This is a genomic window from Chryseobacterium aahli (assembly GCF_022699665.1).
Classification (GTDB): Bacteria; Bacteroidota; Bacteroidia; order Flavobacteriales; family Weeksellaceae; genus Chryseobacterium; species Chryseobacterium aahli.
The window spans coordinates 62,062-74,497 of the sequence record NZ_JALDNB010000001.1 but is presented as its reverse complement, the minus strand read 5'-3'; the positions used below and the strand labels follow the sequence as shown (position 1 = coordinate 74,497).

Annotated in this window: 9 protein-coding genes and 1 pseudogene; 6 read left to right on the top strand and 4 right to left on the bottom strand. The window is 33.2% G+C overall.

From position 1 onward, the window contains the following. The first annotated feature begins 168 nt into the window (after positions 1-168). The 5 genes and pseudogenes from MQX03_RS00280 to MQX03_RS00260 all read left to right on the top strand — a co-directional run bounded on the left by MQX03_RS00280 (position 169) and on the right by MQX03_RS00260 (position 6,320). Positions 169-1,923, top strand: a complete 1,755-nt coding sequence (locus MQX03_RS00280) for a hypothetical protein (RefSeq protein WP_242800456.1) — start codon at positions 169-171, stop codon at positions 1,921-1,923. Positions 1,924-1,940: 17 nt separating this feature from the next. Next, a pseudogene (locus tag MQX03_RS00275) lies at positions 1,941-2,193 on the top strand (RtcB family protein); the annotation flags it as partial. Positions 2,194-2,350: 157 nt separating this feature from the next. Further along, entirely contained in the window at positions 2,351-4,624 is a 2,274-nt protein-coding gene (locus MQX03_RS00270; RefSeq protein ID WP_242800454.1) for an AAA family ATPase, read from the top strand. 95 nt (positions 4,625-4,719) lie between these two features. Next, positions 4,720-5,301 (top strand): hypothetical protein, encoded by a 582-nt coding sequence (locus MQX03_RS00265; protein ID WP_242800453.1) that lies wholly within the window; start codon positions 4,720-4,722, stop codon positions 5,299-5,301. Positions 5,302-5,597: 296 nt separating this feature from the next. Then, entirely contained in the window at positions 5,598-6,320 is a 723-nt protein-coding gene (locus MQX03_RS00260; RefSeq protein WP_242800451.1) for a hypothetical protein, read from the top strand. Between the two features lie 384 nt (positions 6,321-6,704). On the opposite strand, the gene MQX03_RS00255 is transcribed toward MQX03_RS00260, so the two are convergent. Next, on the bottom strand, positions 6,705-7,139 hold the full coding sequence (locus tag MQX03_RS00255) for a cold-shock protein (RefSeq protein ID WP_242800449.1): 435 nt from the start codon (positions 7,137-7,139) through the stop codon (positions 6,705-6,707). Positions 7,140-7,871: 732 nt separating this feature from the next. Here MQX03_RS00255 and MQX03_RS00250 point away from each other — a divergent pair. After that, positions 7,872-9,050 carry a hypothetical protein gene (locus MQX03_RS00250; protein ID WP_242800447.1) on the top strand — a complete coding sequence of 393 codons (1,179 nt, stop codon included), beginning with the start codon at positions 7,872-7,874 and terminating at the stop codon, positions 9,048-9,050. A gap of 49 nt (positions 9,051-9,099) precedes the next feature. On the opposite strand, the gene MQX03_RS00245 is transcribed toward MQX03_RS00250, so the two are convergent. The 3 genes from MQX03_RS00245 to rpsO all read right to left on the bottom strand — a co-directional run bounded on the left by MQX03_RS00245 (position 9,100) and on the right by rpsO (position 12,270). Next, positions 9,100-9,453 carry a hypothetical protein gene (locus MQX03_RS00245; RefSeq protein ID WP_242800445.1) on the bottom strand — a complete coding sequence of 118 codons (354 nt, stop codon included), beginning with the start codon at positions 9,451-9,453 and terminating at the stop codon, positions 9,100-9,102. 89 nt (positions 9,454-9,542) lie between these two features. Further along, complete coding sequence (locus MQX03_RS00240; RefSeq protein ID WP_242800443.1) at positions 9,543-11,750, bottom strand: polyribonucleotide nucleotidyltransferase; 2,208 nt, start codon at positions 11,748-11,750, stop codon at positions 9,543-9,545. A gap of 250 nt (positions 11,751-12,000) precedes the next feature. Next, positions 12,001-12,270, bottom strand: a complete 270-nt coding sequence (rpsO, locus tag MQX03_RS00235; protein ID WP_129536557.1) for a 30S ribosomal protein S15 — start codon at positions 12,268-12,270, stop codon at positions 12,001-12,003. Positions 12,271-12,436: the final 166 nt, after the last annotated feature.

Below are 12,436 nucleotides of genomic sequence, written 5' to 3'. Positions count from 1 at the left end.
ATTTCCCACATTTACTTTCCGCCTTTTTAAGAAATTCTAAGGCAAAGGGAGTTCCTATAATTGGAAAAATACTCCCCGCCTTTTTGTAAAACTGTAGGTAAAAGGAGTTCCTATAACATTCACTTTAAAGAAAATTACTCCTCACTTATTTTTTTAAAATTTAAAACAATGAAAACATTAAAATTATTCAATGCTGTATTAGCAAAAGAATCTGATGCGAAAGCGTTTATTTCAGAAGATGGTTTTATGATCGAGCCTGATGCTGTTTGGGCAAAAAAAGAAATTATTTCTTTTTACAAAAGAGAAAAGCTCAATGGAAATGATTTAAATAAAACCTTTCATAAATCCTGGCAGAAAATCAAAGACAGCACAAGATTTCAATTACTTATCGAACAAATCAATCATTATATTTCTACCTACGGAAGCAATTTTCAAAATGAAATCTATATTCCGAATGAAGTATTGAATGTTCCTGATTTGAAATTAACCTTTAAAGTAATTAAAGCTTACAGCATCGAAGAAATGCAGGAAAAATGCCTTTCCTTATTGAAGTCCGGAATTGCCCTGAAGGAAGAAACAATTGATGATGTACTGCATATTTTGCATAACGAATTAGAGTATGATTTTACAGGAAAAGAAAATATCAGAAACAAAGAAGCAATCATAAAAATAGCTGACCGCTACGATATTTACCCTGAGAATCCGGTAGAATTTTTCCGTTATGTGATTTATAAAACGACCAGAACAACACTTCTGATCAAAAGTGATGACTTAATCGATGAAATTAAGCAAAGTAAATTCAATCCAACCTATCTGTTTGAAAAGTTCGAATTGGAAAAACTGGCTGAAATTTTCAACCGTTTCAAGCCTCTGTTTTTAGCATTTAAAAACAAAGCGCCGAAAACGATTAATAAAATTTCAAAACTGTCAAAAGTTTATCATCAGCCTTTAATTTCAAATCCGTTAAATAATGCAACAAATATTTTGCTGGAAAACAGTGATTTGCATTGGCTGGAAAACGCCACTCCGTTTGCATTATTCAAAGCGTTGTCAGCGTGCTACTCAAGAATGTATGGTCAGGATACTTTTGTTTATAGAATCAGGAACGGTAAATCGTGGACGAAAAAAGCCACATCAACTTCTGTGAACGAATTGAATTATGATTTCATTTTAAACTACTTAAAATCAAAATATAATCTTTCAGGTAAGAAGATGTATTTCCCTAAAGATGTAGAATTTGCGTTACCCACTTCAGAAAAAATGTTTGTAGGAAACATCCCTACAGGAACAAGATTTTACGGAGACAGATTGGCCATCGGAATCTACTGGGAAAATGCCTGGGGAGCTTATGACCTCGATCTTTCAGGATTGAATATCGCCGGAAAAATTGGCTGGAATGCATCTTATAATCAAAATGAAGGTCAGTTGATGTACTCCGGAGATATGACCTCTGCACCACAAGGTGCCGTAGAATATCTATATGCCAACAAAGGTTTTGTGGCTCCGACTTTGGTCATGAATAACGTATTCAGCGGAAGCAGTGATTGTGGTTATAAAATCGTGATCGGAAAAGGTGATGCCATTTCTTACGATTATATGATGAACCCAAACAATCTGTTTGCAGAAGCTCAATGCAACTCAGTTCAGAAACAAACGATTCTGGGAATTCTCTTGCCGAAAGATGGAAGACAATGTTTTGTTCTGTTAAATTTCGGAGCCGGACATTCTCATGTTTCAGGAAGTTCTGAAGTTTCGATGATGGCTACGCAGGCACTTTACCAGCAATGGTATGAGCCGATTTCTTTTAACAAGCTTGTAGAAGAATTGGGAGCAATAATAACTTCGGAAAAAGATGAATCAGATTATAATTTCTCTATGAAATCTCTGGAAAAAGACAGCTTTATGAGAATTTTTAAAGTTTAAATAGTTATTTTTAACCATTGGCTCATAAAACCATTGAAGAAGTTTTTGCAGAAGAAACTCAGGGATTAGATATTTGGTTTCTTCTCAAACGAAATTGATATTTCCAAACTTCCGACCGCTTATAAAAGCGCCAAAAATGTAAGAGCACAAATTGAAGAATACGGTTTATGTGAAGTACTGGATGAAGTGATGCCTTACGGATGTATTACGGCGGGTGACGTTCAGAAAAATGCACCTTGGAAGAAAAAGAAGAAGTTTAGAAAGACATAGATTCATATAAATATTCCATGTTTTGTTCTTCCGTAGAATTGCGCATAGCATTATAATTTAAAAGAGAGATATTAAAATTAAACGATTATGGGAATCCGTAGTCGTTTTTTGTACATTCATATTATATTTGCAGTAAACTAATAACAATCTTCAACTTATGATAACAAGAATTGAACTTAGCCAAGTTGCAAGCTATAAAAATCCTGCTGAAATAAATGATTTTAAAAAAGTAAATTTCTTTTTTGGAAATAATGGTTCTGGAAAGTCTACAATCGCTCGCCTATTTTATAACCTTTCCCAAAATGAAGTTCTTTCAAGTCATTTCAATAATTGCTCGATCGATGGCTTTAATCGAAATGAAGAAGAAATAATTGTATTTGATTCCGATTTTGTACAAAATAACTTTTACATCAAAACTGAACTATCCGGAATTTTTTCATTAGATGAAAAGAACGAAGAAATTGATGAAAATATTAAAAATGAATATATAACATTAGCGAACATTGAGAAATCAATTTTAGATAAAGATGATGGAAAACAAAAACTTGAAAATTCAAAAAAACAAGAGCTTGTTAATATAGTAGAAGATTGCTGGAGTTACAATAAGGAATTTCAAGAGAACTTCAACAAAATAAATTTAGGCGGAAGAAAAGATCCTTTTTATGAAAAACTTGTTCAAATAAACAAAACGGAATATTCTTCAAAAACCATAAATTATATCTCTGAAAAATATAAGAAATACTATTTAGAAGATTTAGTTAAAATAGAGAAAAATATTTCCGATCATGATTTTAATAAGATACTTGATTTAGAAAAAGAACTAAATAATGCCCTCGAAGAAATCATTGTAGGAAGTAATGATGTTCCTATTTCTTCTATTATTAATGAATTAAACAATAGTGCTTGGATTCAACAAGGAATTACTTTCTTGAATAAGAAGAAAGAAATTCAAGATTGCCCTTTCTGTCAGAAACAGACAATTGATAAAGATTTATTACAGCAATTTGAAAGTTATTTTGATACTACCAGAGAAGAAAAAATTAAAAATATTAAAGAATTATATTCAAAATACTCAGCTAAAGTTTCCTCTTTCAATTCAAATTTGAAAATATTGACAGATTTTGATCTGATTAAGTTTGATGTCCTACAAATACAAAATCAACTAACAAAAATTTTGAATAAAAATGAAAAAGAAATTCTAGCTAAAATTGATAATCCTAACGAAAAGAAAAAGTTAGAAACTATCGATTTATTTAAAATCGAAATTGAAAAAGTCAACGAAAATATTAGAATTCATAATGAAGAAATTGACAACATAGAACAAAGTCAACAAGAATTAACAGATGAAATATGGAAATATATTTCTTATCAAGTTAAAGAAAAAATTAATTCTTTTAAAATTGCAAATAATAGCAACATAGAAAAATTAGAACAATTAAAATCAGAAATTGATACTTTAAAAAATCTAAAAAGTCAATCTAAAGATAAAATTAAAGAATGGCAAAAACAAACTGTTAATACGCAAAAAGCTATTGACAGCATCAATGATTTACTTATTAAAAATAATTTTACAGGATTTAAAATTGAAAAAAGAGAAGTTGAAAATAATATTATAAAATATTACATTTTACGGGAAGGAGAAACTTCCGAAAGCCACATTTTTAAAACCTTAAGTGAGGGAGAAAAAAATTTTATTGCCTTTTTATATTTTTATCAAATGTGTTTAGGAACTAACGACACACAAAATTCTACAAAAAAGAAAATTATTGTAATTGATGATCCAGTATCAAGTATGGATAGTCAGGTTTTATTTTTTGTTTCTACACTAATCAGAAGGTTAATTACAAAAAAAGGAACGGGAAAAGACCAACAACGAAATAATCTAATTGATCAACTAAAAAATGAAAATATAGAACAAGTTTTTATTTTAACACACAATATTTTCTTTTACAAAGAAGTCGCTTTAGCCTCTGGCGCAAGAATATGCCATTCAACAACCTATTTTAATATAAAAAAAATTAATAATCAATCAATTATTGAAAAAATAGAAGGCTATAAAAATGTAGCTTTCAATGATTATCATCTACTATGGCAGGAAGTAAAAAAAGAAAGTTCTGAAAAATTTTCTATTGCACTTTTTAATAATATGCGTAGAATTATTGAAAGTTATGGAAATTTTATGGGGCTTATAAATGATGTAAAGTTGTGGGATTTAAAGAATGATATACCAGAAGAAAGCTCGGAAAATTTGATCATAACGGCATTAATTTCTCAAATACAAGATGGAAGTCATAGAGTTTCAACAAATGACGAAATATACTTTTCTAGAATATTAGAAGAATCTAAAGAAGTTGCAATAAAAAGTTTTGAAATGTTGTTTGAAAATATTGGCGGTAAAAGTCATTATGATAAAATGATGGAAATATGCTGAATTTAGAATCCCTTAAATCCCGCATTCTCCGGATGACAAGAATTCTAAATAAATAATTATCTTTAAAAAACAATTTTTAAAATTAGATTTTAACCATGAAAAAAGACAGAACAACCTTGAAAACAATTAATTTTGAATTACCCGGACATTTATTTGATCTTTTACAAGAACAAACTAATAACATTCAGTATGCAGAAATTGACACTCCCGAAAAAAGAGAAGAAAAGCTAAAAGAAATAAAGCAAAAATTATTGTGGCAAGAAGTAACAATAGGTGATTTTAATGTAGTAGCAAATAGATCTGAAACTATTCCAGTTGCCCCATCTTTTAGTAATCCTTTCAATGGTCAAACCGCAAATGTAAATATTATTACAGTCGAGGCAAAAATAACGGGTAACCCAGAATTATTTGATTACTCACCACAAGCTATTAGATTTTCTTCTAACATGGACAATAATATTTATCAGCCAATTGGCGATAAAATAACACTTGAAATTCAGTCTTCTACTTTAGATAAAAAATTCATTTTAACAGAAGCAAAGAAGAAAATGACTATGACTGAATATGTGATTGAAAATAATAATAAATTTATTACTGATTATAATAGATCATTCGAAAATACGATTGAAGAACGATTCGATCAAAAAGCAGATGAAATTATAGATCTTTATTCATAATAAGAGCCGTTAAATTAACTAGTCATGGTCGGAAGAAAATTCCGACCATTTTTATTTGTCTAAGTTTTAAACACTTTTGTGGGATTACCTCCTGCAAAAACGATTATAACTGCAGTAGTCCCTCCGCTGCCGCACAAATCCTTTCGTGTGGCTTTTCTGTACCTTCACCCTAAACCTAAGATTTTCCACTACCCAATTTAACATAATATCCTGAATACCAAAATATTTTACTCCAAAAACTATTTTATTCAAAATAATTTTTATATTTGAATTACAAATTTAAAAACACAAATAATATGTCAAGTACCTCCGAAGTTGGGCACGCTAAAAATGTAGCGAACCTTCAAAAAATCACACAGCAAGTTACCACTTACAGCCTTTACAATCCTCCGGTAGAAAACATTACAGTAGCCAACCTTCAGGCATTGTACACCACTGCCACCGCAAAATTAATTGAGGTGGAAGACAAACGAAACGCCAACAAAAATGCAATCATCATCCGTCAGACCGCTTTCGAAAATCTAAAATCAACATGTACCAAAATCGTTAATCTGCTCGAAATTTTAGGATTACCACAAGGAACATTAGATCAGGCAAGATCATTGAACCGCGCAATTCAGGGTGGCTCAAAGAAAACCACTACTCCACCCGAAGAAGGCAAAGAAGCTCCCAAAACAGCTTCCACTTCCCGCCAGTCTTTCACCCAGCAGGCTGAGAATTTCGGAATTCTTCTGCAGTTATTAGCAACCCTTCCAGGCTACACACCTAATGAAGAAGATTTAAAATTAAACAACCTGACCACCTACCACGCATCATTAATGAGTGCTACCCAGGCTGTCGACCAGACAGAAGCCGAGCTCAATACCAAATTAATAGAAAGAGACAAAATTTTATATGCAGATGGCACAGGCTTGTACACCATCGCTCAGAACATCAAAAAGTATGTGAAAAGCCTCTACGGCGCTACATCTCCTGAGTACACAAACGTTTCAGCAATAGAATTTACGAATAGAAAATAATGTTTTTTATGTTCAAAAGAATGTTGAAACACAGTAACTCAATATTCTTGCAATGTAAAGTTACATTCTTGTAATGTAGCTTTATTTTTTTGCGATGTTATTTCACATGGGCACGATGCAAATTAATATTCTTTCGTTGTAGAATCATATTCTTGCAATGTTAAACCATATTCTTCCGATGTCGAACTATACTCTTGCATTGTAGAATTATATTCCTGCATTGTGAAACCACATTTCCACATCCTGAAATTACATTCTCACACCGGAATATCCGGATCTGGAAAAAACGACAAAAATTTTAATAGAAATAAGAGAAAATATTTATACATAAAAAGAAAACCGCCTCATTGCTGAAGCGGTTTGTTTTATATATAGTTTAAAAAACTATCTGATGATTTTGATATTGATTGCAGAGAAACCTTTTGGTGATCTTTCTTTTTCGAAAGATACTTTGTTTCCTTTTTTGATGATATCAATACAATTGTTGCTGTGGAAGAATACATTTTCTTTAGAGTTATCTTCAGTGATAAATCCGTATCCCTTGTCGCTGAAAAAAGTAACGATACCAGACTTGATTGGATCTTCCTCCTGAATAGGAGCTGCACCCAATTGAATGTTATCCAAATCAATGACACTTTTGTTGCTGTTATCAGGAGGCGTACTTGTTAACTGACCGTTTGCATCTACATACATGATCATGTCATCAAGACTTTTCCCTTTGTCATTGGTGTTCTTTCGGTCCTCGCGACGTATCGCTTTTTCCTTTTGCTTCTGTAATTTTTTCTTAAAGTTTTCTTTTTTTGAGAAAGAATCCGCCATATATTATTTTATATTAATTGTTATTCTTGAATTTAATTTTCTGATAATTTTTCAATTATTTCATCAGAGGGTATTGTTTACCATCACAAAAAGATTTCTATTGAAATTCTTCTAATGATTCCGCTGCATTAAGATAATAAATTTTTTAGAATTTACGATCGTTACCGGAAAGTTTTTCGATTATTACAACCATTTCAACTTCCCGAAAAGAAGTAAAAAGGTGTTCTACAGGTTGTCAGTCGTGGTGATTCGTATTGCCGGCACTAAGATTCATTTGCAAGAAATAAAAGTGAAAAACGGCAGTCAGAATAAAGAAAACTGAGGGATAAAGGGTATTCTAAACTGTTATAGTTTAAGAAAAGCAGAAACCTTCTTCTTAATTATAGTGCAAATATACGACAATTCCACGGATTTTGAAGACTATTATTTAAATAATTGAATTTCAGATTATTTAGAATACAGAAAAATGACTTTTTAATTGCTTTTCCATTAAATATTAGATGATTATCAAATTGCTTAAAACACTATTTTTTAATTGCGTAAAACTACTTAAGTATATTCCGCCTTACAGAAGTACAAATACCTATTATCAATTTGGGTATTTTCTACTCTACCAGTTCCAATTGTTTAGAAGTTACTTTGTGCTGTTCATTAAGAGAAGCTTCCAATGAATTGAGGCGGCCTCCGAAAAGCCTGATATTTAAAAGAGTAGGAAACCAAAAAACTAATATTATGTCACAAGCACAAGCAGCAATGCAAACTCTAACTCAACAATGGTACAATGCCTTAGTTACAGGATTATCTTTAAGTCCTAACAACTTCCAGCTTTACCAGGGAACACAACCTGTAGGACCAACTTCAGACTGGCTTTGGAAAATTTTTGATGCCGTTCCTCCAAAATCTGTGAACAACAGCTATGACCCAAGTCAATCTAACAATTTTTCTCAGGATTATCAGGCAGTAATTGCTAACTTAAAACCACTATCAGATAATAGCTTCCAAAATTGTATGGGAGATTATTATACGAATTGGCTAAATTATATTCAGTCTCCTAAATGTCCTTCTAATATTTTTGACAGCCCGGATGCTATGCAGTCTGCCTTCAAAAAATGGGCAATGATTTATGCTCCTTCTCAGATGGGATGTAGCGCATCATTGATTCAGTCTTTCTATAATGATATAGTAACGATTGCCAACACAATGTTCGCTTCTGCACAGGCCGCAGGGAAAGGATATGCTTATAATACTACGATTGCAGATTTAAATAACGCAATCCAGTCTGCTCCGGCAAAAAGCTTTACGATGGATAGTAAAACACAGTCTTCTGATGTATCTCACACATGGGCAAGCGGAAGTACATCTGTGTTTTTCGACTTGTTTGATTTTGGGGGTGGCGCAAGCTATGACAATCTTACACAGGAAGCTACCTCAGCAGGTATTAATATCAGTGCAAGCTTCAAACATGTGTTGACATTACCCGGAGCTCCTTTAGCAAAAACGTCTACAGATCCTATCCTTAGCCAATACACGCCTTGGTATAACAGTGCAGCATTGTCAAGAGCTTATGGTACCAGAGACAACACGGTTTGGAAAAACGGTTTACCATCTTGGGACACTACTTTCGGGCCCAATGGTAACTTACAGCGTTCTGCAACTTCTTTGATCATTGTTGACGGAATTGATATTACAATGACTTCTGCAACAAGTTATTCTTCAAGTGACCAGCAGGTAATCACTGCAAGAGCAAGTACAGGTTTTTGGCCTTTCTTCAGTGCTAGTGGATCTGGTGGATCTTCAACTTCAGTAAGCTTTTCAGATAGCGGTCAAATGACTGTAAAAATCACTTCACCATCAGGAAATCCTCAGCTTTTAGGAGTTTTGGTTTCTGCAATGTCTGAAATCTTAGGTTAAAAACCATATTTGTTTATTAGGAATAACTCCACTGAAATTTTCAGTGGAGTTATTTATTTTTCTTTAAAATATAATAAACAGCCTTATCTTTTTCATCATTTGTGGTGTAAGCAAATTGGAATACATAGCCATTTGCAGACATAAAATTCAGAGCATCCATCATCGAATTAAATTTTACATTCCGTCCTCTTTCGTCTTTAATATTGGTTCCGTTTTTAAAGGATATGGATTTGGTTTCTTGTCCGAAATCAATTTCCACATTTACTTTTGTACTTAAGGAACGACCAGTCCCGATAATCTGAACGTAATCTACGTCGATATCTCTTAGCGAAACATCATTTACAGTCTGCGCAAAACTGAGAGTTGAGAATGTGATTAATGAAAGGATAAAAAGTTTTTTCATCTGTTATTTTTTATTTTTTTAAAGATAATTAAATTTAAACATAAAAAAATCCCTCAAAAAGAGGGATTTATATAATTAAGAACTAAATCTTAAGCTTCGTTCAAAGGCTTGTGTTCTCCCGGTTGGTCTTTACCTTCAGGATTTACGTTACCTTCATTTCTTGGCTTTTGTGCCGGTCTTTCTGGTCTTGGCAATAAAACTTTTCTAGAAAGTTTCATTTTTTTACGGTCATCATAACCCATAAATTTCACCTCAACTTCGTCACCTTCTTTGTAAGGAACTTTGTCTAGACGAGCCCATTCGATTTCAGAGATATGAAGAAGACCTTCAGTACCTTTTGCAATCGCTACAAAAGCTCCGAAATCCATTACTTTTACTACTTTACCTTGGTAAACTTCACCTACAGTCGGTACAAAAGTAATCTCGTTGATTCTTGCAATCGCTTCGTTGATTTTCTCTCTGCTAACACCAGAAATTTCGATTCTACCGATTTCGCCAACTTCTTCAATTGCGATAACAGTATCAGTATCTTTCTGCATTTGCTGAATGATTTTTCCACCAGGTCCGATAACAGCACCGATGAAATCTTTAGAGATCTCTAGCATTACCATTTTCGGAGCGTGAGGTTTCACATCTTCTCTTGGAGCAGAAATTGTTTCATTCAATTTATCAAGAATATGTAATCTTCCGTCTCTAGCTTGTAGAAGCGCTTTTTCCATAATTTCCATAGATAATCCCTGAACTTTGATATCCATCTGGCAAGCGGTGATTCCGTCTGCAGTTCCGGTTACTTTAAAGTCCATATCTCCCAAGTGATCTTCATCACCTAAGATATCAGAAAGTACAGTGAATTTCCCTGATTTCACATCAGTTACCAATCCCATTGCAATTCCAGAAACTGGTTTCTTGATTTGAACACCCGCATCCATCAATGCTAAAGTTCCTGCACAAACAGTTGCCATAGAAGATGAACCGTTTGATTCTAAAATATCAGAAACAATACGGATTGTGTAAGGATTTTCTTCAGGAATCATGTTTGCCAAAGCTCTCTGAGCTAAGTTTCCGTGACCAACTTCTCTTCTTGAAGTTCCTCTTAAAGGACGAGCTTCACCTGTTGAGAACGGTGGGAAGTTATAATGTAAGAAGAATCTTTCGTCATAGTTTACCATTACGCTGTCTACCATGTTCGCATCTTTTACTGAACCTAAAGTTACAGCAGTTAAAGATTGAGTTTCACCTCTTGTGAAGATTGCAGAACCGTGAGCTCCCGGTAAATAATCAATTTCGCTCCAGATCGGGCGAATCGTTTGAGGATCACGACCATCAAGACGGATTTTATCGTTCAAAATCATCTGACGCATCGCTTCTTTTTCCACATCGTGGAAATATACTTTAGCGAAAGGGGTTACTCTTTCTAATTCTTCAGCATGTTCTACATATTGAGATAAAAATTCAGCCAATACAGCTTTAAATTTCTCACCTCTTTCCTCTTTTCCTGAAGGAATTTTTGCTACTTCGTATACTTTATCGTATGTTTCTTTCCACACTTTCTCACGAATTGCTTCGTCGTGATTTTCGTGGCTGTATTCTCTTTTTGGTAAAGATTTGCCTACTTTTTCAGCTAATCTTTCCTGAGCTTCAACTTGTTTTTTGATTTCAACATGAGCGAATTGAATTGCTTCAAGCATTTCTGCCTCAGAAATTTCTTTCATCTCACCTTCCACCATTACGATAGAATCTTTAGTTGCACCCACCATGATGTCAAGGTCAGCCAATTTAAGATCTTCATAATTAGGATTTACCGCTAATTTCCCGTCAATTCTTACTACTCTTACTTCAGACATTGGTCCGTTGAAAGGAATATCAGTAATTGCAATCGCTGCCGAAGCTGCAAGACCTGCTAAATCGTCAGGAATTGAAAGTCCGTCATAAGAAATCAATGAAATCATTACCTGAACTTCTGCGTGGAAATCTTCAGGGAATAATGGTCTTAGAACTCTGTCTACCAAACGCATCGTCAGGATTTCCTGATCCGAAGGTCTAGCTTCTCTTCTAAAAAAGTTTCCAGGGATTTTTCCACCTGCGTAGAATTTTTCTCTGTAATCTACTGTCAATGGTAAGAAATCTACACCATCCTTTGCTTCTTTGCTGGCTACAACAGTTGCTAAAAGCATTGTTCCGCCAATTTTTACGACTACAGAACCATCAGCTTGTTTTGCTAATTTTCCTGTTTCAATTGTGATCTCTCTGCCGTCTGCAAGAATGATCGTCTCTGTAATTGCTTGAGGTATACTCATAAATTGTTTTGTGTTGCACTCCGTATTGAGCGCTTTAGTTATTGATATTTCGTCTAAATTTCGTTTGCAAAGATAATGTATTATAATGATTTATTGAATTTCAGATATACATTATATGATGATTTGAACAATTTTTATTGAAATAACAAACCATTTTTACCTTGTTTTGATGTATTTAATAAAATAGAATTGGTGCATAAAAAAAGCAACCTCTTACGAAATTGCTTCTTATTTTTGGAAATCTAATAGATTATTTTCTTAATCCAAGTTCAGCAATAATTGCTCTATATCTTGTGATATCCTTGTTTTTAAGGTAATCTAACAAACTTTTTCTTTTACCTACTAATTTTACCAAAGATCTCTCAGTAGCAAAGTCATGACGGTTAGCCTTCAAATGCTGAGATAAGTGGTTGATTCTAAAAGTGAAAAGAGCAACTTGTCCTTCAGCTGTTCCTGTGTCTTGTGCAGATTTTCCATGTTTTGCGAAAATTTCTGCTTTTTTTTCTGTTGTTAAGTACATTCCAATATTGTTTAATGATTATTATGTAACGGGTGCAAAAGTACGACTATTTTCTTACTCAGCAAAACATAATCGATTCTATGTATTAAATTAAATAGAAAAATATGTTAAAATTTCCTTAATAAAATTATGTCATTCCACTAAAAGACAGTACTTTTGCAAGTGA